Annotated in this window: 21 protein-coding genes; all 21 read left to right on the forward strand. The window is 68.8% G+C overall.

The window, feature by feature from the left end; translation table 11 throughout:
* Positions 1–48 precede the first annotated feature (48 nt).
* A complete protein-coding gene (locus ASG27_RS13870; RefSeq protein ID WP_056418382.1) occupies positions 49–2,385 on the forward strand; it encodes an FdhF/YdeP family oxidoreductase in 2,337 nt (778 codons plus the stop codon).
* A gap of 16 nt (positions 2,386–2,401) precedes the next feature.
* Complete coding sequence (locus ASG27_RS13875) at positions 2,402–2,698, forward strand: hypothetical protein (RefSeq protein ID WP_056418140.1); 297 nt, start codon at positions 2,402–2,404, stop codon at positions 2,696–2,698.
* 11 nt (positions 2,699–2,709) lie between these two features.
* Positions 2,710–3,639, forward strand: coding sequence for a formate dehydrogenase accessory sulfurtransferase FdhD (gene fdhD, locus ASG27_RS13880; RefSeq protein WP_056418142.1), 930 nt, complete (start codon positions 2,710–2,712; stop codon positions 3,637–3,639).
* A 51-nt stretch (positions 3,640–3,690) separates the two neighbouring features.
* A complete protein-coding gene (locus ASG27_RS13885; RefSeq protein ID WP_056418146.1) occupies positions 3,691–4,239 on the forward strand; it encodes a DUF3305 domain-containing protein in 549 nt (182 codons plus the stop codon).
* Positions 4,232–4,936 carry a DUF3306 domain-containing protein gene (locus ASG27_RS13890; protein WP_056418386.1) on the forward strand — a complete coding sequence of 235 codons (705 nt, stop codon included), beginning with the start codon at positions 4,232–4,234 and terminating at the stop codon, positions 4,934–4,936. Before ASG27_RS13885 ends, ASG27_RS13890 begins: the two co-directional genes overlap by 8 nt.
* A complete protein-coding gene (locus tag ASG27_RS13895) occupies positions 4,896–6,971 on the forward strand; it encodes a 4Fe-4S binding protein (protein ID WP_056418149.1) in 2,076 nt (691 codons plus the stop codon). Before ASG27_RS13890 ends, ASG27_RS13895 begins: the two co-directional genes overlap by 41 nt.
* Positions 6,972–6,985: 14 nt before the next feature.
* On the forward strand, positions 6,986–7,600 hold the full coding sequence (locus tag ASG27_RS13900) for a TorD/DmsD family molecular chaperone (protein ID WP_056418152.1): 615 nt from the start codon (positions 6,986–6,988) through the stop codon (positions 7,598–7,600).
* Between the two features lie 148 nt (positions 7,601–7,748).
* Entirely contained in the window at positions 7,749–7,961 is a 213-nt protein-coding gene (locus ASG27_RS13905) for a formate dehydrogenase (RefSeq protein WP_056418155.1), read from the forward strand.
* A 12-nt stretch (positions 7,962–7,973) separates the two neighbouring features.
* Positions 7,974–10,940, forward strand: a complete 2,967-nt coding sequence (locus ASG27_RS13910) for a formate dehydrogenase subunit alpha (protein WP_056418158.1) — start codon at positions 7,974–7,976, stop codon at positions 10,938–10,940.
* A 25-nt stretch (positions 10,941–10,965) separates the two neighbouring features.
* The gene (gene fdh3B, locus ASG27_RS13915; protein WP_056161698.1) at positions 10,966–11,583 is read left to right on the forward strand and encodes a formate dehydrogenase FDH3 subunit beta; all 618 of its coding nucleotides are present in this window, start codon (positions 10,966–10,968) and stop codon (positions 11,581–11,583) included.
* Positions 11,580–11,825: a hypothetical protein gene (locus ASG27_RS13920; protein ID WP_056418161.1), complete on the forward strand. Its 246-nt coding sequence runs from the start codon at positions 11,580–11,582 to the stop codon at positions 11,823–11,825. Before fdh3B ends, ASG27_RS13920 begins: the two co-directional genes overlap by 4 nt.
* A gap of 8 nt (positions 11,826–11,833) precedes the next feature.
* Positions 11,834–13,027, forward strand: a complete 1,194-nt coding sequence (locus ASG27_RS13925; protein ID WP_056418165.1) for a formate dehydrogenase subunit gamma — start codon at positions 11,834–11,836, stop codon at positions 13,025–13,027.
* A gap of 20 nt (positions 13,028–13,047) precedes the next feature.
* The gene (locus ASG27_RS13930) at positions 13,048–13,440 is read left to right on the forward strand and encodes a hypothetical protein (protein WP_156370758.1); all 393 of its coding nucleotides are present in this window, start codon (positions 13,048–13,050) and stop codon (positions 13,438–13,440) included.
* Between the two features lie 169 nt (positions 13,441–13,609).
* Positions 13,610–14,566: a formate dehydrogenase accessory sulfurtransferase FdhD gene (locus ASG27_RS13935; RefSeq protein ID WP_056418167.1), complete on the forward strand. Its 957-nt coding sequence runs from the start codon at positions 13,610–13,612 to the stop codon at positions 14,564–14,566.
* 126 nt (positions 14,567–14,692) lie between these two features.
* A complete protein-coding gene (locus tag ASG27_RS13940; protein WP_056418170.1) occupies positions 14,693–16,297 on the forward strand; it encodes a C13 family peptidase in 1,605 nt (534 codons plus the stop codon).
* A gap of 96 nt (positions 16,298–16,393) precedes the next feature.
* On the forward strand, positions 16,394–18,913 hold the full coding sequence (locus ASG27_RS13945; RefSeq protein WP_056418172.1) for an ABC transporter permease: 2,520 nt from the start codon (positions 16,394–16,396) through the stop codon (positions 18,911–18,913).
* 109 nt (positions 18,914–19,022) lie between these two features.
* On the forward strand, positions 19,023–19,484 hold the full coding sequence (locus tag ASG27_RS13950; protein ID WP_235504048.1) for a group II truncated hemoglobin: 462 nt from the start codon (positions 19,023–19,025) through the stop codon (positions 19,482–19,484).
* 337 nt (positions 19,485–19,821) lie between these two features.
* Complete coding sequence (locus ASG27_RS13955) at positions 19,822–20,418, forward strand: LemA family protein (protein ID WP_056418174.1); 597 nt, start codon at positions 19,822–19,824, stop codon at positions 20,416–20,418.
* Positions 20,419–20,584: 166 nt separating this feature from the next.
* Positions 20,585–21,676, forward strand: a complete 1,092-nt coding sequence (locus ASG27_RS13960) for a M48 family metalloprotease (protein ID WP_056418177.1) — start codon at positions 20,585–20,587, stop codon at positions 21,674–21,676.
* Between the two features lie 176 nt (positions 21,677–21,852).
* A complete protein-coding gene (locus ASG27_RS13965; protein ID WP_056418180.1) occupies positions 21,853–22,341 on the forward strand; it encodes a RidA family protein in 489 nt (162 codons plus the stop codon).
* Between the two features lie 13 nt (positions 22,342–22,354).
* Complete coding sequence (locus ASG27_RS13970) at positions 22,355–22,582, forward strand: DUF7661 family protein (protein ID WP_056418182.1); 228 nt, start codon at positions 22,355–22,357, stop codon at positions 22,580–22,582.
* Positions 22,583–22,608 lie beyond the last annotated feature (26 nt).

Below are 22,608 nucleotides of genomic sequence, written 5' to 3' on the forward strand. Positions count from 1 at the left end.
GCGGGCGTGGCACAGTCCAAGCCGTGGCGCACCGTCCAGGAGACCATGATGAAGCAAGAAAAAATCGAGTTCTACAAAGGCCCCGCCGGCGGATGGGGCGCGCTCAACAGCGTCAAGAACGCGCTGCTGCGCCAGGACATTCCCTTGAAGGGCGCCAAGACGCTGCTCTCGGCCAACCAGCCCGACGGCTTCGACTGCCCGGGCTGCGCCTGGCCCGACCGCAACCATGCGTCCACCTTCGAGTTCTGCGAGAACGGCGTCAAGGCCGTCGCGGCCGAGGCCACCGCCCGCCGCGCCGGACCCGGCCTGTTCGCCCAGTACACCGTGGCCGAGCTGGCCGAGCAGAGCGATTTCTGGCTCGAAGACCAGGGCCGGCTCACGCAGCCCATGGCCTACCACGCGCCCAGCGACCAGTACCGCCCCATCGCGTGGGACGATGCCTTCGCGCTGATCGCGCGCCACCTGAACGCGCTGCCCGACCCCAACCAGGCCATCTTCTATACCTCGGGCCGGGCCAGCAACGAGGCCGCCTTCCTGTACCAGCTGTTCGTGCGCCAGTTCGGCACCAACAACTTTCCCGACTGCTCGAACATGTGCCACGAGCCCAGCGGCAGCGGCATGCGCCCGCAGATCGGCGTGGGCAAGGGCACGGTGACCCTGCACGACTTCGAGTGCGCCGACGCGATCTTCATCTTCGGCCAGAACCCCGGCACCAACCACCCGCGCATGCTCGGCGAGCTGCGCGAGGCGCACAAGCGCGGCGCGCGCATCGTGAGCTTCAACCCCCTGCGCGAGCGCGGGCTGGAGCGCTTTGCCGACCCTCAGGACAAGCTGGAGATGGCCACGATGGGCTCCACGCCCATCAGCACCCACTACTTCCAGCTGCGCGTGGGCGGCGACCTGCCGGCGGTCAAGGGCATGATGAAGCATGTGCTGGAGCAGGAGGACGCACGCGGCGGCGTGCTCGACCACGCCTTCATCGCCGAGCACACCACCGGCTTTGCAGCCATGGCGGACGACCTGCGCACCGAATCCTGGGAACTGCTGGAGCAGGAGTCGGGCCTGACCGAGGCGCAGATGCGCTCCGCGGCCGACATCTACATCGGCGCCAAGAGCGTGATCGCCTGCTGGGGCATGGGCATCACGCAGCACAAGTACGCGGTGGCCACCATCCAGGCCATCGTCAGCCTGCTCATGATGCGCGGCAACATCGGCCGCGAGGGCGCGGGCCCGTGCCCGGTGCGCGGCCACAGCAACGTGCAGGGCGACCGCACCATGGGCATCTGGGAAAAGCCCCCGGCCGCCTTGCTCGACAAGCTGCGCGACGTGTTCGGCTTCGAGCCGCCACGCGAAAACGGCGTGGACACGGTGGAGGCCATCCGCCACATGCTGGACGGCAAGGGCAAGGTGTTCTTCGCCCTGGGCGGCAACTTCGCATCCGCCACGCCGGACACCTACGAGACCTGGAAGGCCCTGCAGCGCTGCGACCTCACGGTGCACGTGACCACCAAGCTCAACCGCAGCCACATCGTGCATGGCAAGGAGGCGCTGATCCTGCCCTGCCTGGGCCGCACCGAGATCGACATGCAGGCCACCGGCCCGCAGGGCGTGACGGTGGAAGACTCGATGAGCATGGTGCACATCTCGGTGGGCATCAACCCGCCCGCGTCCGAGCACCTGCTGTCAGAGCCGGCCATCGTCGCGCGGCTTGCCGCCGCCACGCTGGGCGCGCGCAGCAACGTGCCCTGGCTGTGGCTGGTGGAGGACTATGCACGCATCCGCGACCAGATCGAGAAGGTGTTCCCCGACTTCAAGGACTTCAACCAGCGCGTGGCCGTGCCCGGCGGGTTCCGCCTGCGCAACACGGCCAGCGAGCGCGTGTGGGCCACGGCCTCGGGCAAGGCCAGCTTCCATGCCCATGCCGTGCCGCGCGATACGCCCACGCACATCGCGCGCGAACGCTACAAGGATGCGGTGGTCTTCACGCTGCTGACCACGCGCTCGCACGACCAGTACAACACCACCATCTACGGCATGGACGACCGCTACCGCGGCGTCTACGGCCAGCGCCGCGTGGTGTTCATCAACGACAAGGACATCCGCGCGCTGGGCATGCAGGACGGCGACTGGGTCGACATCCAGACCGTGTGGAGCGACGGGCAGGAGCGCCGGGCCGACCGCTTCAAGCTGGTGGCCTACGACATCCCGCGCGGCAACCTCGCGGCCTACTACCCCGAGACCAACCCCCTGGTCCCGCTGTCCGCAGTGGCGGACGCGGCGGGCACGCCCACCTCCAAGTCCATCCCCGTGCTGCTGGTGCCGCACAAGCCCGCCGGTGGTGCCGTGGCGGTGGACGAGGCCGGTGCGCAGGCCGTTGCCCCATGAGCGCGCCGGCCCTGCCATGACGGCCGCACACGATACCCTGGCAGCCTCCATCCTGCGGGCGCTGCAGGAGGATTCGCACGGCGGTGCCGACGCACCCTCGGGCATGTCGCTGCCCCGCCTGGGCAAGCGCCTGGGCCAGGGCGCGAGCGTGCTGCTGCGCGAGCTGAGCCTCATGAGCGATGCGCCCGTGGGCGGGCAGCGCGGCCCCGGGTGGGTGCGCGTGGACCGGGTCGGCGAGCGCTGGGTGGCCTTCCTGACCGACGAGGGCCGGGCCGTGGCCCGTGAGCTGGCGGCGGCTGGAGATGCGCCATGAACGGACAGGCGATGCAGGGGCTTGCGGTGCACGGCGAGAACAACGAAGAGGACGCCGACGAGGAGGCCCTGGCCCGGGGCCTGCATGCCCTGGCCTCGCGCCCGGTGCGGGTGTATGGCGAGGCGGGTGCGCCCGGCGAAGGCACGCTGCGTCTGGACACGCTGGCCGAGGAGATTCCGGTGGCGCTGGTGTTCAACGGCGTATCGCACGCGGTCATGATGGCCACGCCCGAGCAGCTCGACGACTTCGCACTGGGCTTTGCGCTCAGCGAAGGCATCCTCGACCACGCGCACGACGGCCGCAGCACCGCGCTGCGCCTGGCCGACCAGAGCGCCGCGCACCTGCCGGCGGGCGTGCCAGGGGTCGAGGTGCACATGGAGATATCTGCGCGCAGTTTCGAGCGCCTCAAGCAGCGGCGCCGCAGCATGGCAGGGCGCACGGGCTGCGGCGTCTGCGGCGTGGAAAGCTTTGCCGCCCTGGACCTGGAGCCCGCGCGGCTGCCCGCCCGCGACTGGGTGGAGCGCGTGGATCTGCACACGGTACTCACGGCCTTTGCCGGGTTGAAGGCGCAGCAGCCGCACAACGCGCATTCAGGCTCGCTGCATGCTGCCGGCTGGGCCACGCTGGACGGGCAGCTGGCCCGTGTCTGCGAAGACGTGGGCCGGCACAATGCGCTGGACAAGCTCATCGGCTGGATGGCGCGCAGCGGGCGGCTTGCGGAGCCGGGCTTCGTGGTGCTCAGCAGCCGGGGCAGCCACGAACTGGTGCGCAAGTGCGCGCGCGTGGGACTGGCGGCGCTGGCCACCATCTCGGCCCCCACCGCGACCGGCGTGCAGGTGGCCGAGCTGGCCGGGCTGCGCCTGTGGGGGCTGTGCCGCGCGCCGCGCGCGGTGCTGTATGCACCGGGAGCGCAGGCCGCGCACGCCTCCCCCGGGGGCTGAAACGCAGGGGCATTGCTCGCCGTGTCTGCGGGCTGGCAGTACAGTCGGGCCATGTCTTTGCGCCTCACCCTCGAAGTCGCCGTCATCATGCGCCGTGAGCGCCTGGACAACCGCTGGCAGCCCTGGCGCTGGACGCTGGACGACGTGGTGCCCGGCGAAGCGGCCTTTGGCGATGTGCCGCGCCTGCTGCGCGAGGATGCCGGCGAAACCCGCTGGCTGTTCCCGGGCTTTGCCGTCGAACTTTTCAAGGACGACGGCGAGGGCTACCACCTGAACCTTACCAGCCCGGCACCGTGCTGGTTCGTGCTGTGGCGCATGGACGAAAGCGGCGCCGAGGAAGGCCGGCTGGCACGCCCGGTGGCGGTGAGCCTGAGCTACCACGACGCCGGCCGCTGGCTCGATGCGCAGGAGGCGGTCGAGCAGGTGCCCGCACCGCCCGCCGTGCTGCAGGCGCTGCAGGCCTTCGTGGACGAGCACTACGTGCCCGAGCCCAAGCGCCGACGCAGGCCCGACAGCTTCCAGCCGCTGACCGACCGCTTCGGCAACCCTGCCTCCGTGTCCACCGACAAGCGCCGGGGCGGTGGGGGTCACGGTGGCTGACGGCTTCCTCACGCGCTGGTCGCGCCGCAAGCAGGATGTGGCGGCGGGCAAGCCCGTGGAGGAGCCCGCACCGCAGGCGCCGCCGCCGGCTGCGGCGCAGGCCGAGCCTGGCGCGAAGGCACCGGCTGGCGTACCCCAGGCACCGACCGAACCAGCGACCCCGCAGCAGCCCCCCGCGCCCACGCTGGCCGATGCGCAGGCGCTCACGCCCGAGTCCGACTTCAAGCCCTTCGTGCAGCGCGCGGTCTCGCCCGAGGTGCGCAACCTGGCGATGAAGAAGCTGTTTGCCGACCCGCACTTCAACGTGATGGACGGCCTCGACATCTACGTCGGCGACTACACGCAGCCCGACCCCTTGCCCGAGGGCATGCTGCGCCAGATGGCCAGCGCCCATGCCATGGGCTTCTTCGACCATGAAACACAGGCCGCGGACGGGGAGGGCGTGGCGGCAAAGCCCCCGGGTCCCGCTCAGCATCGGGATGATGCGGAGGCGCAAGAGGCTGCGGGCGTGGCACAGTCGGGGGTATGCACCGCTGTTCCTAGCGAGTCCTCCAGCGAGCCCGGCGCGCCCGCGCTGTCCCCCACCGGGGCAGCCGACGCGCCAGCCAGCCAACCCGACCATGACCACGACGCTCATCTGCGACTGCAACCAGACGATGCCCCTCGACGCGAAAGCGTTGGGCGCGGCACTGCATGACGACCAGGGCCTGACCCTTCACTCCACGCTGTGCCGGCGCGAAGCCGGGGCATTCCAGCAGGCCATCAAGACCGGCCAGGACGTGGTGGTGGCCTGCACGCAAGAGCAGCGCCTGTTCGCCGAACTGGGCCAGCAGACCGAGGGCGCCATCTCGCCCATCCGCTTCGTCAACATCCGCGAGACCGGCGGCTGGAGCCGCGATGCCGGCCGCGCCACCCCCAAGATTGCGGCGCTGCTGGCGGCGGCGCAGTTGCCCGAGCCCGCACCGGTGCCCACGGTCACCTTCAAGAGCACCGGTCGCCTCTTGATCATCGGGCCGCTGGATGCGGCCGAGCGTGCGGCGGCCATGGTGTCCGACGTGCTGGATGTCACGGTGTTCACCCAGGGCCCAGGCACCGCAGGTGGCGCGCAGGCCCGGCGTTTTCCGGTACTGGGCGGGCGCATCACGGGTCTCACGGGCTGGCTGGGCGCGTTCGATCTGCAATGGGCGGCCGACAACCCCATCGACCTGGACCTGTGCACCCGCTGCAATGCCTGCGTGGCCGCATGCCCCGAAGATGCCATCGGCCTCGACTACCAAGTCGACCTGACCGCCTGCCAGTCGCACCGCGCCTGCGTGAAGGTCTGCCAGGTGGCGGGCGCCATCGACTTCAGCCGCGAGGCGGCCCCGCACACCGAGCGCTTCGACATGGTGCTCGACCTGCGCGCCGCCACGGCCACGCCCACCTTTGTGCAGCACGCGCCGCCGCAGGGGTACTTTCGCTGGGACGGCCGCGACATCGCCACGCTGCTGCGCCTGCGCGAGTTGGTGGGTGAGTTCGAGAAGCCCAAGTTCTTTGCCTACAAACAAAAGCTGTGCGCCCACAGCCGCAATGAAACCGTGGGCTGCAATGCCTGCGTGGACATCTGCTCGGCCGAGGCCATTGCCAGCGACAAGAGCCGCCAGCAAATCAAGGTGAACCCCCATCTGTGCGTGGGCTGCGGTGCCTGCACCACGGTGTGCCCCACGGGCGCGCTGACCTATGCCTACCCCAGCGCCACGGACCAGGGCCTGAAGCTCAAGACGCTGCTGTCCACCTATGCCGCAGCCGGTGGCAAGGACGCCGTGCTGCTGCTGCACAGCCAGGAGCGCGGGCAGGCGCTGGTGGAGGAATTGGGCCGCGCGGCGCAACTCAAGGTGGCGCACGGCGTGCCGGCGCGGGTGATTCCCGTGGCGGTGTGGCACACGGCCAGCCTGGGCGTGGACCTGTGGCTGAGCGCCGTGGCTTACGGCGCATCGCAGGTGGCGGTGCTGGTGACCGATGAAGAGGCCCCGCAGTACCTGGAAGGCCTGCAGGCGCAGATGGACGTGGCGCAGGCCATCCTGCGCGGGCTGGGCTACACGGGCAGCCACCTGCAACTGGTGCGGGCCACGCACCCCACGGCGCTCGATGCCGCGCTGCAGGCGCTGGGGCAGACCCGCCAGGCCACGCCCGCCGTGCCCGCACGGTTTGCGGTGGCGCAGGAAAAGCGCAGCACGCTGGAAATGGCGCTGGACCATCTCATCGAATACGCGCCAGCCCCGGCCGCGGTGCGGCCCGACGCCATTGCGTTGCCGGCCGCGGGCTCGCCGCTGGGCAGCATCAACGTGGACAAGGACCGCTGCACGCTGTGCCTGAGCTGCGTGAGCGCTTGCCCCGCCAGCGCCCTGCAGGACAACCCGCAGATGCCGCAACTGCGCTTCATCGAGAAGAACTGCGTGCAGTGCGGCCTGTGCGCCACCACCTGCCCCGAAGACGCGATCACGCTGCAGCCGCGCCTTCTGCTCACGCCCGAGCGTGCGCAGCTGCGCGTGCTCAACGAGGCCAAGCCCTGGGCCTGTGTGCGCTGCAGCAAGCCGTTTGGCACGGTCAAGGCCATCGAGGCCATGCTGGGCAAGCTCTCGGGCCACCCCATGTTCCAGGGCGAGGCGCTGGAGCGCCTGAAGATGTGCAGCGACTGCCGCGTGATCGACCTGTATTCCTCCCAAAGCGAAGCGAAAGTGACGGACCTGTGAGCGCCCAACCTTCAATGACCCCTGCCGGCAGCTCAGCGCTGGACGAAGAAACCGCGCGCGCCGAGCTGTATGGCCTGCTGTCGCAGCTGTACTACGCGGCGCCCGGCCCAGAGCTGCTGTCGGCATTGCGCGTGGCGGTGACCGAGGCACCGGCCGCGGGTGGTTTTTTGCAAGAGCCCTGGCAGCAACTGGTGGGCGCGGCGCGTGCGCTGGACGATGCGGCCATTGCGCTGGAGTTCGACCGCCTGTTCGGCGGTGTGGGCAAGCCCGAGGTCTACCTGTACGCATCGCACTACGTGAGCGGCTTCTTGAACGAGAAGCCCCTGGCCCGCCTGCGCACCGACCTGGCCCGCCTGGGCCTGGCGCGTGACGAGGCGGCCATGCCCGAGACCGAAGACCACATCGCCTACCTGTGCGAGGTCATGCGCTACCTGATCGCCGGCGACGACGTCGCGGTGTGCAACCTGGCGTCGCAGCGCGACTTTTTTGCCACGCACCTGCAGCCCTGGGTGGGGGCGCTGTGCGATGCGCTGGCGGCGCATCCGCAAGCACGGTTCTATGCTGCAACAGCACATTTCACCCGCGCCTTCGTCAGCGTGGAGGCGCAGGGCTTCGACATGCTCGATTGAACCGGCGCCGCCGCTGACACCATCTGCGCGGGGCGCTATAAAAGATGAGTAAGTTGGTGGGTGGTATTCACCGCGATTGCGGTGTTGCACCTGGTGACATAGACTGTATGAACAGCATTTCATAGCTGCAGCCATTCTGGAGACAAGCATGCAGAACAGCCAAACCCCACCTTCGCGCCGCAGCTTCTTTGCCGGCGCCGCCACCGTCGGCGCCGCAGCGGCTGCCGTGGCGGCCCTTCCGCAGCTGGCGACGTCTCCCGAAGCGGCCGTGTCCGAGCCCCCCCGCGTGGCGCCGGAGAAGGGCGGCGGGTACCACCTGTCCGCCCATGTGAAGCAGTACTACAAGACCACCCAACTCTGACCGGGGCGCCCCATGTTGCTCACCAAGAAGTCGCCGCACGCCGCGCCGGGCGCCGCGCCTGCCTCTCCTTTTGTTCACAGCCTGCGCCGCGGTTTGTCGCAGGCCCTGCCCACCATGGACCGGCGCTCGTTCCTGCGTCGCTCGGGCCTGGGTGTCGGCGTCGGCATTGCCGCGTCGCAGCTCACGCTGGTCAAGAAGTCCCACGCCGCCGAAGGCGCCAAGGTGGGCCTGGGCGACAGCAAGATCGAAGTGCGCCGCACCGTGTGCACCCACTGCTCGGTGGGCTGTGCGGTCGATGCCGTGGTCGAGAACGGCGTGTGGGTGCGCCAGGAGCCGGTGTTCGACTCGCCCATCAACCTGGGCGCGCACTGTGCCAAGGGTGCGGCGCTGCGCGAGCACGGCCACGGCGAGTACCGCCTGCGCTACCCCATGAAGCTCGTGAACGGCAAGTACGAGCGCATCAGCTGGGACACGGCGCTCAACGAGATCACCGCCAAGATGCAGGAGCTGCGCAAGGCCAGCGGCCCTGACAGCGTGTACTTCGTCGGCTCGTCCAAGCACAACAACGAGCAGGCGTACCTGCTGCGCAAGTTCGTGAGCTTCTGGGGCACCAACAACTGCGACCACCAGGCGCGCATCTGCCACTCCACCACGGTGGCCGGCGTGGCCAACACCTGGGGTTATGGGGCCATGACCAATTCGTACAACGACATGCAAAACAGCAAGGTCGCGATGTACATCGGCTCCAACGCGGCAGAGGCCCACCCGGTGAGCATGCTGCACATGCTGCACGCCAAGGAAACCGGCTGCAAGATGATCGTGGTGGACCCGCGCTTCACCCGCACGGCGGCCAAGGCCGACGAATACGTGCGCATCCGCTCCGGCACCGACATTCCCTTCCTCTTCGGCCTGCTGTACCACATCTTCAAGAACGGCTGGGAAGACAAGCAGTACATCAACGACCGCGTCTACGGCATGGACAAGGTGCGCGAGGAGATCCTCGCCAAGTGGACGCCCGACAAGGTGGAAGAGGCCTGCGGCGTGAAGGAGGCGCAGGTCTTCAAGGTGGCGAGCATGCTCAACGCCCACCGCCCCGGCACCGTGGTGTGGTGCATGGGCCAGACGCAGCACACTATCGGCAACGCCATCGTGCGGGCATCGTGCATCCTGCAGCTGGCGCTGGGCAACGTGGGCAAGACGGGCGGCGGCACCAACATCTTCCGCGGCCATGACAACGTGCAGGGCGCCACCGACGTGGGCCCCAACCCCGATTCGCTGCCCGGCTACTACGGCCTGGCCGAAGGCTCCTGGAAGCACTTCGCGGCCGTGTGGGGCGTGGACTACGAGTGGATCAAGGCCAAGTACGCATCGCCCGCGATGATGACCAAGAGCGGCATCACCGTGTCGCGCTGGATCGACGGCGTGCTGGAGAAGAACGAGCTCATCGACCAGGACTCCAACCTGCGCGGCGTGTTCTTCTGGGGCCATGCGCCCAACTCGCAGACGCGCGGTCTGGAAATGAAGCGCGCGATGGACAAGCTGGATTTGCTGGTGGTGGTGGACCCGTACCCCTCGGCCACCGCCGCCATGGCCGCCATGCCCGGCAAGGCCGAAGATTTGAACCCGAACCGCGCGGTGTACCTGCTGCCCGCGGCCACGCAGTTCGAGACCAGCGGCTCGTGCACCGCGTCCAACCGGTCGCTGCAGTGGCGCGAGAAGGTCATCGAGCCCCTGTGGGAGAGCCGCTCGGACCACATGATCATGCACCAGTTCGCCGAGAAGCTGGGCTTTGCCGCCGAGCTGTCCAAGAACTACAAGATGCAGAAGGTCAAGGGCATGGACGAGCCCGTGCCCGAGGACATCCTGCGCGAGATCAACAAGAGCGTGTGGACCATCGGCTACACCGGCCAGAGCCCCGAGCGGCTGAAGGCCCACATGAAGAACATGCACCTGTTCGACGTGAAGACCCTCAAGGCCAAGGGCGGCAAGGACAAGGACACGGGCTACGACTTCACCGGCGACTACTTCGGCCTGCCCTGGCCCTGCTACGGCACACCCGAGCTCAAGCACCCTGGCTCGTCCAACCTGTACGACACCTCCAAGCACGTGATGGACGGCGGCGGCAACTTCCGCGCCAACTTCGGCGTGGAAAAGGACGGCGTGAACCTGCTGGCCGAGGACGGATCGTTCTCGCTGGGCAGCGAGATCACCACCGGCTACCCCGAGTTCGACCACGTGCTGCTCAAGAAGCTCGGCTGGTGGGACGACCTGTCGGACGCCGAAAAGGCCAAGGCCGAAGGCAAGAACTGGAAGACCGATCCCACCGGCGCGATCATCCGCGTGGCCATGAAGCACGGCTGCCACCCGTTCGGCAACGCCAAGGCGCGTGCCGTGGTGTGGAACTTCCCGGATGCGATACCGCAGCACCGCGAGCCGCTGTACGGCACCAAGCCCGAGCTGATGGCCAAGTACCCCACGCACGACGACAAGAAGGCCTTCTGGCGCATGCCCACGCTGTACAAGAGCGTGCAGGACAAGAACATCGCCGACAAGGTGCACGAGAAGTTCCCGCTCATTCTGAGCTCGGGCCGCCTGGTCGAGTACGAAGGCGGCGGCGAGGAAACCCGCTCCAACCCCTGGCTGGCCGAGCTGCAGCAGGAGTCGTTCGTCGAGATCAACCCGAAGACGGCGGCCGACCGCGGCATCCGCAACGGCGAGCGCGTGTGGCTGAGCTCGCCCACCGGCGCACGCCTGAACGTGCAGGCGCTGGTCACCGAGCGCGTGGCACCCGACACGGTGTGGATGCCGTTCCACTTCTCGGGGCGCTGGCAAGGCACGGACATGCTGGCGTACTACCCCAAGGGCGCAGCGCCCATCGTGCGCGGCGAAGCGGTGAACACCGCCACCACCTATGGCTACGACAGCGTGACCATGATGCAAGAAACCAAGACCACGATCTGCAACGTGGAACGCGCCTGATCGCGCCGCGCAAGGAGACCTACCCATGGCACGAATGAAATTCATCTGCGACTCAGAGCGCTGCATCGAATGCAACGGCTGCGTCACGGCCTGCAAGAACGAGCACGAGGTGCCGTGGGGCGTGAACCGCCGCCGCGTGGTCACGCTCAATGACGGCGTGCCCGGCGAGAAATCCATCTCGGTGGCCTGCATGCACTGCAGCGATGCGCCCTGCATGGCCGTGTGCCCCGTCAACTGCTTCTACCGCACGGACGAAGGCGTGGTGCTGCATGACAAGGACGTGTGCATCGGCTGCGGCTACTGCAGCTATGCCTGCCCCTTTGGCGCACCGCAGTTCCCGTCCACCGGCACCTTCGGCGTGCGCGGCAAGATGGACAAGTGCACCTTCTGCGCAGGTGGCCCTGAAGAGCATGGCAGCCAGGCCGAGTTCGACAAGTACGGCCGCAACCGCCTGGCCGAGGGCAAGCTGCCCGCCTGCGCCGAAATGTGCTCCACCAAGGCCCTGCTGGCTGGCGATGGCGACGTGGTGGCGGACATCTTCCGCAACCGCGTGGTGCAGCGCGGCAAGGGCGCCGAAGTGTGGGGCTGGGGCACGGCCTACGGCTCGCAGCAGGCCGGCCAGCCGGCAGGGGGCAAGTCATGACCACGATGCACCGCACCTTGCTGGTCGCCTCCGCAGCCCTGGCCCTGGCGGCCCTGACCGCGTGCGGCGAGAAGCCGCAGACCGGCGCGGGCATCCGCAGCGATGCCACACCCTACGCCGGCACCGGCAGCGCCTTCACGCAGCCGGGCTGGACGGCCGGTGACAAGGCGAGCTGGGAGGCGCAACTGAAGACGCGCCAGCAGTACGGCCAGAACGAGTACACGCGCATCACCGCGAAGTGAGGCCGGCCATGCAACACATCCTGTGGTCATTGGCGTTGGTGGTCGGGGTGGCCTGCGGCCCAGCACTGGCGCAGGCCCCGGTCGCTGGCGATGCAGCCTCTGCGCCTGCCACCGCGGCCCCGGCCGCGGGCGGCATCCAGAGCCAGAACATCTTCGAGGTCAAGCCGGACGCGAGCGCCGACCCCAAATACCTGGAGCAGACCAACGGCGAACGCGCCAAGGTGCAGCCCGGCAACAACGCGCCCATGTGGCGCCAGGTGGGGCAGGGCGTAACGGGCACCAGCAGCCTGCCCAAGAGCCAGGCGCCCGAGGCCGGCAACCTGATCCAGCCCTTCGTGCAGTACCCCGGCTCGCGCGTGACCAACGCCGGCGAGGCCTGGCGGCAGGTGCGCAACCAGTGGATCATCCCGTACGGCGGCTCGCTGCTGCTCATCGTGGCCGGTGCGATTGCGCTGTTCTACTGGGGCAAGGGCGCGATCAAGCTGCACGGCGCCGAGACCGGCCGCAAGATCGAGCGCTTCACCCCGTTCGAGCGTTCGGCCCACTGGGCCAACGCGATTGCCTTCGTCGCCCTGGCGGTGTCGGGCATCGTGATGGCGTTCGGCAAGTTCTTCCTGCTGCCCATCATGGGGGCCACGCTGTTTGGCTGGCTGGCGTATGCACTCAAGAACATCCACAACTTCGCCGGCCCGCTGTTCGCGGTGTCGCTGGTCATCGTGTTCTTCACGTTCCTCAAGGACAACCTGCCGCGCCGCGAGGACATCACCTGGATCGCCAAGGGCGGCGGCATGCTCTCGGGGCAAGAGGTGCCTTCGCACCGCTTCAACGCGGGCGAGAAGATCGTGTTCTGGGCCGGCGTGCTGGGCCTGGGCGTGATCGTGGTGGCCTCGGGCCTGGTGCTGGACAAGCTGATCCCCGGGCTCATCTACGAGCGTGGCACCATGCAGATCGCGCACATGGTGCATGCCGTGGCCACGGTGGTGATGATGATGATGTTCATGGGCCACATCTACATGGGCACCATCGGCATGCAGGGCGCCTACAAGGCCATGAAGACCGGCTATGTGGACGACACCTGGGCCAGGGAGCACCACGAGCTCTGGTATGACGACATCGAGGCCGGCAAGATCCCGCGCCAGCGCAGCGCCGTGGACGGACCTGTCGAGGCGGCCGCCGCCGCAGGCAAGCCCGTCCAGGCATGACATGTGAGGCACACCCCACCATGAAGACTCCACACCCCCTCCGTACCCTGGCGCTGGCTTTGTGTGCCGCTGGTGCGTGCAGCCTGGCCGTGGCCAAGCTGCCCCCACCGTCGCCCGAGGCCGCCGCCAAGGCTGCAGAAGCCGCTGCCAAGGCCGCCTGGGCCGGCAAGGTCGACAACTACAAGCTGTGCCTGTCGCAGGACAAGGTGGCGGCCCACTACCGCAAGACCACGCCGGAAGCCAAGCCTGCGGTGGCCACCGGCGCCTCGTGCGCTGACCCCGGCCCGTTCGCCTACACGCCGCCAGAGGCCAAGCCCCTGGAGGCCGCAGGTGCGCATTCGCCACCGGGCACGGCCAGCAGCCCGCCCAACACGGCCACGCCCGCCGCCGCGGCATCGGCACCCAAGCCCTGACCGCCACCGGCCGGGTGCGCGGGGTGCGTGCCACTTCTGCGATGGGCCGCACAGAGACCGGCACTCCTCCAAATCTCTCGGCGCACCTCCTCTTCGCCCTTGGCCCCGCCCGGCGCAGGGCCAGGCTGAGCAGACGTCTGCATCCAGCACGCCTGCGTATAGTCCCTCCATGACCTCCCGCACCGCAACGGATTCCACCGCCCAGCCCTTGCCGCGCCTGACGCAGGCCACGGCCCCGCTCACCCACAGTGTCGATGTGGTCAACGAACTGGGCGAGCGCGAGCAGGTCTCCATCCCCGCGGAGCGCCCGCTCACCGTGTATGTGGACAGGCGCGAGCTGGTCACGCTGATGACCCTGGGCGCGCAGCCCGAGCTGCTGGTGCTCGGTTACCTGCGCAACCAGCGCCTGGTCGAGTCGGTGTTCGACATCGAGTCCATCACCGTCGACTGGGACGTGCACGCCGCCGCCGTGCGCACCCGCCACGGCATCGAGCGCATCGAAGAGCGCACGGCCAGCAAGGTGGTGACCACCGGCTGCGGGCAGGGCAGCGTGTTCGGTGGCTTGATGGACGAGGTGGACCGCATCGTGCTGCCCGAGGCGCGCCTCACCCAAGCCCAGCTGTACGGCATCGTCAACGCGATCCGCCTGAAGGAGACCACGTACAAGTCTGCCGGTTCGGTCCACGGCTGCGCGCTGTTCCGGGGTGAGGAACTGCTCACTTTCGTGGAAGACGTGGGGCGCCACAACGCCATCGACACGATTGCGGGCTGGATGTGGATGAACGCGCAGCCGCCAAGGCCGACGGATGCAGCCACGGGGGGAGGAGGGCCCGCGCCCGAGCCCATGTCGGGCGCCGACAAGGTCTTCTACACCACCGGGCGTCTTACCAGCGAGATGGTCATCAAGTCGGCCCAGATGGGTGTGCCCATCGTGGTGTCGCGCAGCGGCATGACGCAAATGGGCCATGCGGTGGCGCAGCAGCTGGGCCTGTGCGCCATCGGGCGGGCGACCAACCGGCGTTTTGTCTGCTACAGCGGGGCGGACAGGCTGGTGCTGCAGCCGGAGCTGGCGCAGGCGCCCGCGGTGCTGCCTGCGGCAGGGGCTGCGCCGCAGGCATTGCGATAGCGGTTGGATGCCGGGCCACAGTTACGGCCACGGCGGCACCGGTAACCCCCCAAGAGCACGCAGCGGCCACCGTCGAGGGGCCGCCCGCCGTGCAGGCACGTCATGCGCAGATGGCATGATGCGCGCATGAAAGACCGTCACATCCATGGCACCTGGGACAACACCCTGCCCAGCCAATGGGGCCCTGTGCCCGGAGAGATCGAAGTGCCGTTGAGCGGAACGCCCACCGCGCCGGGGGCGCTTGTTGGCAACACAAATGGCGGGCCTGCGGGCGCTGCCCGACTGTCGCTCTGGGACTGGGTCCGCGAAGGCTTGCGCGCCGGATTTTTCCTGGCGCCCCGTACCGGCGCGGCGGCGCCCACGCCCTGGCAGCTGGTGGTGCTGGCGCTCGCCAGTGGCGCGCTGCTGGCGGCCGTCGCGCGCCTGGAGATCGTGGGCCCCGCGCAGTTCAACCTGCGCGGCTGGCTGATTCCGTACTGGACGACGCTGGCGCTGCTGTGGTTTGCGTGGTGGGCCATGGCCCCGGCGCTGCGGCAACAGGCCGCGGCACCAGGGGCCGCCAGCCCCGAGCCTTCGGGCGGCCTGGCGGCGTGGTTCGCACTCTCCACCTGGGCGCCCATGGTTCCCACGCTGCTCACGTACGGGCTGTTGGGCTGGGCGGCGCAAAGGCCGCAGACCTGGCAGGGGCAGATCGCCGGATGGGTGATGTGGGCGCTGTACATCCCGCTGTTCGTGTGGCTGCTGGCGGCGGTGGTCGTGGTCAGTGCGCGTTTCATCCGCTCGCGCCTGCGCACGGCGGTCTTTGCCGCCGGGTTGGTGGGCCTGGCGGCCCTGGCCACGTGGCAGTTTCCCGACCGGCCCTGGGAGCTGGACACCGAAGCCGTTGCCGCAGCCCAGGAGGCTGCCCCGGAGCCGGCACGCCTGCACCTGTCGCAAACGGTCTTCGAAGCCCAGCAGGCACTGTGGCCGCAGCAGGTACAGGCGCTGGCGCCCGAGCGCCCCGGCGTGGTGGATGTCTACGGCCTGGTGTTCGCCCCCTATGCCAGCGAGGAAGTTTTCCGCCGAGAAAGCACCATGGTCAGCACGCTGCTGAAGGAGCGCTTCGACGCCGACGGCCGCGTGCTGCACCTGCTCAACCATGCGGAAACCGCAGGCACCCACCTGTGGGCCACGCCGCAGAACCTGCAGCGCGCCATCGAGGCGCTGGCGGACCGCATGGACCGCGACAACGACGTGCTCATGGTCTACATGACATCCCACGGCGCGCGCAACCACGAACTGGCCGCGTCGCACTGGCCGCTGGAGGTGCCGCCCGTCACGCCCGAGATGCTGCGCGCCGCGCTGGACGACGCCGGCATCCGCCACCGCGTGATCGCCGTGTCGGCCTGCTTTTCGGGCGGCTGGATCGACCCGCTGGCCACCGACGGCACGCTCATCATGACCGCGGCCGATGCCACGCACACCTCGTACGGCTGCGGCAGGCTGTCCGAGCTCACGTTCTTCGGCCGCGCGGTGTTCAACGAGCAGCTGCGCCAGACCCATTCGTTCACCGACGCGTTCGCCAAGGCCGTGCCGCTGATCCAGCAGCGCGAGGTCGAGGCCGGCAAGGCCGACGGCTTCTCCAACCCGCAGATCCGGGTGGGTGCGCAGATCGAACCTGTGCTCAAGGCGCTGGAGCAGCGGCTGGGCGCGGGCGAAGGCAGCGAGGCCACCGCCACGGTGCGGCCCTGACCGCGAGGGGCGGGCCCGCTGCCCGCGCAGCGCCCGGCACCGCCCCAAACACCCCACGGGCTGACGGCCCGTTCGCTTTGCGCTAAGGTCCGCGCCATGAACCTGTCTTTTCTGCGCCTGGGCTGGCGCACCCTGGCCCGTGACCTGCGTGCGGGCGAGCTGCGCCTGTTGATCGTTGCCGTCACCCTGGCGGTGGCTGCACTCACTTCGGTGGGCTTCTTTGCCGACCGATTGCAGGGCGGCCTGCAGCGCGATGCCCTGCAGCTGCTGGGCGGCGACGCGGTGGTAGCCAGCGACAACCCCACCCCCCAGGCCTTTGTGGACCAGGCCAAGGCGCTGGGCCTCCAGTCGGTCACCACGCTCGGCTTTCCCACCATGGGCCGCGCCAGCGACGCCCAGGGCGGCGCCAGCAAGCTTGTGGCCTTGAAGAGCGTGCAGCCCGGCTACCCCCTGCGCGGCAGCCTGCGGGTGGCCGACGCGCCCGGCGCCATCGACCAGCCCACGCGGGACATCCCGGCCAAGGGCGAGGTGTGGGTCGATGCTCCTTTGCTCGAATCGCTGAACCTGGCCATGGGCGACTTCCTGCTGCTGGGTGATGCGCAGTTGCGCATCGCCCGCATCATCGTCATCGAGCCGGACCGGGGCGCGGGCTTCATGAGCTTTGCGCCGCGCGTGATGGTCAACGAAGCCGACCTGGCCGCTACCGGCCTGGTGCAGCCCGCCAGCCGCCTGACCTACCGGTTTGCCGTCACCGGCCCGGCGCCTGCGGTCAAGGCCTTCAACGAATGGTCTGCCGCAGAGCTCAAAAAGCCCGAGGTGCACGGCGTGCGTGTGGAGTCGCTGGAGAGCGGCCGCCCCGAAATGCGCCAGACGCTGGACCGCGCCCAGAAATTTCTGAGCCTGGTGGCCCTGCTGGCCGCACTGCTGTCGGCCGTGGCCGTGGCCCTGGCCGCGCGCGGCTTCGCGGCAGAGCATCTGGACGCATCGGCCATGCTGCGCGTGCTGGGGCAAAGCCAGCGTACCATCGCGGGCGCCTACACCACCGAGTTCGCGCTGGTGGGCCTCTTTGCCAGCGCCCTGGGCGTGCTGCTTGGGTATGCCGTGCACCACGCCTTTGTGCTGCTGCTGGCGGGGCTGGTGGAATCCGCCTTGCCCGCACCCAGCCTGTGGCCCGTGGCCTTCGGCCTGGGCATGGGGCTCACGCTGCTGTTCGCGTTCGGCCTGCCGCCGGTGCTGCAGCTGGCCCAGGTGCCACCGCTGCGGGTGATCCGGCGCGACGTGGGCGGGCTCAAGCCGGCATCCATGGCGGTGCTGGGCATCGGCATCGCGGGCTTTGCGGCGCTGCTGCTGACGGTGAGCAGCGACATCAAGCTGGGCCTGATCGCCGTGGGCGGCTTTGCGGGCGCGGTGCTCCTGTTCGCAGGCCTGGCCTGGGTGGCGGTCAAGCTGCTGCGCAGGAGCGTGAACGAGGCCACCGCCCCGCGCTGGCTGGTGCTGGCCACGCGGCAGATATCGGCACGCCCGGCCTACGCCGTGGTGCAGGTCAGCAGCCTGGCAGTGGGCCTGCTGGCCCTGGTGTTGCTGGTGCTGCTGCGCACCGACCTGGTGGACAGCTGGCGCAAGGCCACGCCGCCGGATGCGCCCAACCGCTTCGTGATCAACGTCATGCCCGACCAGGCCGACGCTTTTCAGCAGGCGCTCAAGGACAACAACGTCGCCAAGTACGACTGGTACCCCATGATCCGCGGGCGGCTGGTGGCGGTGAACGGCAAGGCCGTGGGCCCGGCCGACTACACCGACGACCGCGCCAAGCGCCTGGTGGACCGCGAGTTCAACCTCTCCAATGCCGCCGAGGCACCGGCCCACAACCAGATCGTGGCCGGCCGGTGGACCGCGGGCGAGGAGGGCGCGATCAGCGTCGAAGAAGGCATTGCCGAGACCCTGGGCCTGAAGATGGGCGACCGCCTGCAGTTCGACATGGGCGGCGTGCTGAACGAAGCCCGCATCACCAGCCTGCGCAAGGTGGACTGGGGCTCAATGCGCGCCAACTTCTTCGTGATGTACCCGGTGGCGAGCGTGAAGGACGTGCCCGTCACGTACCTTGCCGCCTACCGCGCGCCCGAGGTGCACGGCTTCGACAACGCGCTGGTGCGCCAATTCCCCAACATCACCAATGTGGACATGGCCGCCACCATCAACCAGGTGCAGCGCGTGCTGGACCAGGTGATCCGCGCGGTGGAGTTCTTGTTCGCCTTCACGCTGGCCGCTGGCCTGGTGGTGCTGTTCGCGGCCGTCACCGCCACGCGCGAAGAGCGTGCGCGCGAATACGCCATCATGCGCGCCGTGGGGGCGCGCGCCAGCCTGCTGCGGCAGGTGCAGCGCGCCGAGCTGGTGGGCGTGGGCCTGCTCGCGGGCTTTTTGGCCAGCACCGTGGCCGTGGGCGTGGGCTGGGCGCTGGCGCGCTTCGTGTTCGACTTCGCCTGGACCGCGTCGCCCTGGGTGCCGCTGGCGGGCGCCGTGGCGGGCGCCGTGCTGGCCTTGGCCGCTGGCTGGTGGGGCCTGCGCGAGGTGCTGCTGCGGCCGGTGGTGGACACGCTGCGCCGCGCGGCGGAGTGAGCGGCTGGCGTGTGCCCTCTGTGGGGTACCACCAGTGCTGCATCAGCCGGTTGCTATATATTCGATAGCTGCTGCCGCTTGATGGTCAAGCGGTAGCGCCATTTTTGACATGAATTCAGACGTTTCCAAAGACCCCGACGCAGACCCCGACGCAGACACCGAACCCGGCCAGGAGGCTGCGGCGGCGGCTGTCACACCCTTCGAATGGATCGGCGGCGAAGCGCGCGTGCTGGCGCTCACCGAGCGCTTTTACGACCTGATGGACCTGGAGCCCGCGTATGCCGAGTTGCGTGCGGCCCACGGCAGCGACCTGATGCAGGCGCGGCAAAAGCTCTTCTGGTTCTTGTGCGGCTGGCTGGGCGGCCCCGACCACTACCAAAGCCGCTTCGGCCACCCGCGCCTGCGCATGCGGCACATGCCGTTTTCCATCGGTATCAAGGAGCGCGACCAGTGGGTCGCCTGCATGGACCAGGCCATGGGCGAGACGGGCGTGCCCGATGCTTTGCGCGCCCGCTTGAAGGAAAGCTTCATGGGCACGGCGGACTGGATGCGGAATAAGGGCACCCCCTGAGCGGCTGCGCCGCTTCCCTCTGAAGGGGGACGCACCCGGTGGCCCGGCAAAGCCGGTTCCACGGGTGCACTGGCGGGGCTGCTGTCGGTGGAGGGTGCGGGGTGTGAACCCAGAGCGGCTGGGCCGCTGCCCTCGCAGCCTGTGGATGGGCCCGGTGTGCGCTCATAGTATCGATTGCTCTGCTTTTGATAGCTGCTAGCGCTTATTGGTGAGGCGCTGCAGGCTGTTTTGGTGCTTAAATCCCTACCCGCTGAAATGTATGGCCCCCTTGGGAGAGGAGCGCCACTAAGATGCGCCCAGCATCCATTCATTCAATTCACAACAAGGAGGGTGGGACATGTCAGCTACTGCTTGGATCGTTCTGGGCCTGGTCGCCGTGCTGGCGGTGTGGGCCGTCACTGTCTACAACCGGCTGGTGCAGCTGCGCAACCGCATCGCCAACGCGTTTGGCCAGATCGACGTGCAGCTCAAGCGCCGCCACGACCTGGTGCCCAACCTGGTCGAAGTCGCCAAGGGCTACCTCAGCCACGAGGCCGCCACGCTCGAAGCCGTCATCCAGGCGCGCGGTCAGGCCCAGGGCGCTGCCGCCGCTGTACGGGCAGAGCCTGGCAGCGCCAACGCCATGGGCGCGCTGGCCGCCGCCGAGGGCGTGCTGGGCAGCAGCCTGGGCCGCCTGATGGTGGTGGCCGAGGCGTATCCCGAACTCAAGGCCGACGCCACCATGCAGTCGCTGTCCGAAGAGCTGACCAGCACCGAAAACCGCCTGGGCTTTGCGCGCCAGGCGTACAACGACCAGGCGCTGGAATTCAACGACGCGGCAGCGCAGTTTCCTGACCTGGTCGTGGCGCGCCTGCTGGGCTTTCCCACCGTGCCGATGCTCGAATCCACACGCAGCGAAGAAGAGCGCACCGCGCCGCAGGTGCGGTTCTCGTAAGCCATATCGATGGGCCTCTGGGCCTCTGGGCCTCTGGGCCGCTGGCGGCGCTGTTCCCTCCGCGGGACGCACGTGGCGGCACGGCCCGTACGCATCCACGCATGCGCCGGCAAGGCTGCGGCCAGTTCTGCCCGCAGTGGATATCTCACCAACTGGAGAGGGTGCCATGAAGTTCTGGGACCATCAGGACAGCGCGCGCAGCGAGACGCGGCGCCTGCTGCTGGGCTTTGCACTCGCTGTGGCCGTGCTGGTCGTCGCGGTGCACGCGGCCCTGGCGCTGGCCTGGGTATTGATGGCTGCGGTGCTGCCGGGGCGGTTGCCGTTTCCGCAGGGCTTTCTGGCGGCCAACGTGGGCGTGTCGCTGATGCTGGTGCTGGGCGGCTGGTGGGTGGAAACCTCGAACCTGCGCGCGGGCGGCGTCAAGCTGGCCCGGCGGGTAGGCGCGCGCGAGCTGAGGCCGTCGCTCTCGCATGCCGAGCAGCGGCTTTCCAACATCGTGGACGAGCTGTGCATCGCGGCCCACATGCCCCGGCCCGAGATCATGGTGATGCCGCGCACCGACGCGATCAATGCCTTTGCCGCCGGCTGGGACGAGAGCGATGCCGTGATCGCCGTGACGCAGGGCGCGCTCGACTACCTGAACCGCGAGGAGATGCAGGGCATGGTCGCCCACGAGCTCTCGCACCTGCACGAAGGCGACACCCGTCTGAAGATGCAGCTGGCGGGCATGGTGTTCGGGCTGGAGCTGGTCTACAACTTCGGCGACACGCTGCGCGAGCGCCGGGGCCTGTCGTGGTGGTTCGGCTCGGCCATCATGCTGGCCGGCCTTGCAGGCTGGTTGACCGGACGCATGCTCAAGGCCGCAGTGTCGCGCCAGCGCGAGTACCTGGCCGACGCCCGCGCCGTGCAATGGACGCGCAGCCGCGACGGCCTGGGCGGCGTGCTGCGCAAGGTCATGGCCCAGCGCCGCGACCTGCCGCGCGGCTATGAAGAGCACAGCCACAAGGGACTGAACCACCCCTCGGTACAGCACATGCTCCTGGTGGACCTGGGCGGCGGTGGCCGCATGGAGCGCTGGCTCGACTCGCACCCCACGCTCGATGAGCGCGTGCAGCGCCTCTATGGCCGCAAAATGCAGCCGATCAAGGTCATGCCGGTGGCCGCAGGGCCGGAGCCAGCCTGGCGCCCCGAGAATGCCGGGCAGCCCGCCGGCGTGACGCTGGCGTCGCTGGTGGACCCGTTCGCGCGGTATCTTTGAACCCCTCCCCCCCGTGTTTCGTCTTCCGCGCCTTCCCGCCCCAGGGGGACGCATCCGGTGGTCTGGCCGAGCCAGTTCCGCGGGTGCACTGGCGTGGGCCGAGCCAATGGCTGCCTGCGCGCTCCATGCCGCGCTCAATGGCATAGTGGTGGCCCTCTTAAATGCCGAGATTTCTTATGTCCCGTGACACGCGTTTCCAGGAACAGGCCCAGGCCCTGGGCTACAGCTTCGATGGCGAGATCAAGATCGGTGGCAACTACGTGCCGCTGGTGCGCGACGGTCACCACATCTACCTGAGCGGCCAGATCCCGCGCGTGGGCGACACCGTGGTGGTCACGGGCGCGGCCGGTGCCGGTGCGTCGCTGGCCGATGCGCAGAAGGCCGCCAAGGTGTGCGTGATGCGATCGCTGGCACTGCTGCAGCGTGCACTCGGCTCACTCGATGCAGTGCAGGCCATCCTGCGGATCACCGTGTACGTGCAGTCGGCGCCTACGTTCACGCAGCAAAGCGAGGTGGCCGATGGGGCGTCGGACCTTTTGTTCGCCGTGCTGGGAGACGCGGGCGCCCACACGCGCACGTCGGTGGGCGTGCTGCAGTTGCCCAAGAACGCGACGGTCGAGGTGGATCTGATCGCCACGACCGCAGATCCGCACGCATCCGTCTGAAGGAGCGCTTCCTATGGCAGCGCCGACGCACCCCCGTTTCAACGTCTTCGGCCGCATCGTCGAGGTGCGGCGCGAGGGCGCGCTGTGGCAGGCCTACCGCGTGGGGTCCGATGGCAAGCGGACTCCCTCGGGTTTCGTGATTCCCGACTTCGTGCAAGAGCACGAGCTGGCGCAGTTCCTAGAGGACCTGTTCCACGAAAGCGCTTCGCCGCACAACGGCGACGTGCACCGCATCGCCTGATGGGGGCGGGCAGGCGTGTGCTTTTG

Origin of the sequence: Acidovorax sp. Leaf191, from assembly GCF_001424425.1 — a bacterium.
Classification (GTDB): Bacteria; Pseudomonadota; Gammaproteobacteria; order Burkholderiales; family Burkholderiaceae_C; genus Acidovorax.

Excerpts from the sequence above, each read along its gene's own strand:
- ASG27_RS13870 (WP_056418382.1), top strand. The coding sequence starts at position 49 with ATGAAGCAAGAAAAAATCGAGTTCTACAAAGGCCCCGCCGGCGGATGG.
- ASG27_RS13875 (WP_056418140.1), top strand. The coding sequence starts at position 2,402 with ATGACGGCCGCACACGATACCCTGGCAGCCTCCATCCTGCGGGCGCTG.
- fdhD (WP_056418142.1), top strand. The coding sequence starts at position 2,710 with ATGCAGGGGCTTGCGGTGCACGGCGAGAACAACGAAGAGGACGCCGAC.
- ASG27_RS13885 (WP_056418146.1), top strand. The coding sequence starts at position 3,691 with ATGTCTTTGCGCCTCACCCTCGAAGTCGCCGTCATCATGCGCCGTGAG.
- ASG27_RS13895 (WP_056418149.1), top strand. The coding sequence starts at position 4,896 with ATGCCCCTCGACGCGAAAGCGTTGGGCGCGGCACTGCATGACGACCAG.
- ASG27_RS13900 (WP_056418152.1), top strand. The coding sequence starts at position 6,986 with ATGACCCCTGCCGGCAGCTCAGCGCTGGACGAAGAAACCGCGCGCGCC.
- ASG27_RS13905 (WP_056418155.1), top strand. The coding sequence starts at position 7,749 with ATGCAGAACAGCCAAACCCCACCTTCGCGCCGCAGCTTCTTTGCCGGC.
- ASG27_RS13910 (WP_056418158.1), top strand. The coding sequence starts at position 7,974 with ATGTTGCTCACCAAGAAGTCGCCGCACGCCGCGCCGGGCGCCGCGCCT.
- fdh3B (WP_056161698.1), top strand. The coding sequence starts at position 10,966 with ATGGCACGAATGAAATTCATCTGCGACTCAGAGCGCTGCATCGAATGC.
- ASG27_RS13920 (WP_056418161.1), top strand. The coding sequence starts at position 11,580 with ATGACCACGATGCACCGCACCTTGCTGGTCGCCTCCGCAGCCCTGGCC.
- ASG27_RS13925 (WP_056418165.1), top strand. The coding sequence starts at position 11,834 with ATGCAACACATCCTGTGGTCATTGGCGTTGGTGGTCGGGGTGGCCTGC.
- ASG27_RS13930 (WP_156370758.1), top strand. The coding sequence starts at position 13,048 with ATGAAGACTCCACACCCCCTCCGTACCCTGGCGCTGGCTTTGTGTGCC.
- ASG27_RS13935 (WP_056418167.1), top strand. The coding sequence starts at position 13,610 with ATGACCTCCCGCACCGCAACGGATTCCACCGCCCAGCCCTTGCCGCGC.
- ASG27_RS13940 (WP_056418170.1), top strand. The coding sequence starts at position 14,693 with ATGAAAGACCGTCACATCCATGGCACCTGGGACAACACCCTGCCCAGC.
- ASG27_RS13945 (WP_056418172.1), top strand. The coding sequence starts at position 16,394 with ATGAACCTGTCTTTTCTGCGCCTGGGCTGGCGCACCCTGGCCCGTGAC.
- ASG27_RS13950 (WP_235504048.1), top strand. The coding sequence starts at position 19,023 with ATGAATTCAGACGTTTCCAAAGACCCCGACGCAGACCCCGACGCAGAC.
- ASG27_RS13955 (WP_056418174.1), top strand. The coding sequence starts at position 19,822 with ATGTCAGCTACTGCTTGGATCGTTCTGGGCCTGGTCGCCGTGCTGGCG.
- ASG27_RS13960 (WP_056418177.1), top strand. The coding sequence starts at position 20,585 with ATGAAGTTCTGGGACCATCAGGACAGCGCGCGCAGCGAGACGCGGCGC.
- ASG27_RS13965 (WP_056418180.1), top strand. The coding sequence starts at position 21,853 with ATGTCCCGTGACACGCGTTTCCAGGAACAGGCCCAGGCCCTGGGCTAC.
- ASG27_RS13970 (WP_056418182.1), top strand. The coding sequence starts at position 22,355 with ATGGCAGCGCCGACGCACCCCCGTTTCAACGTCTTCGGCCGCATCGTC.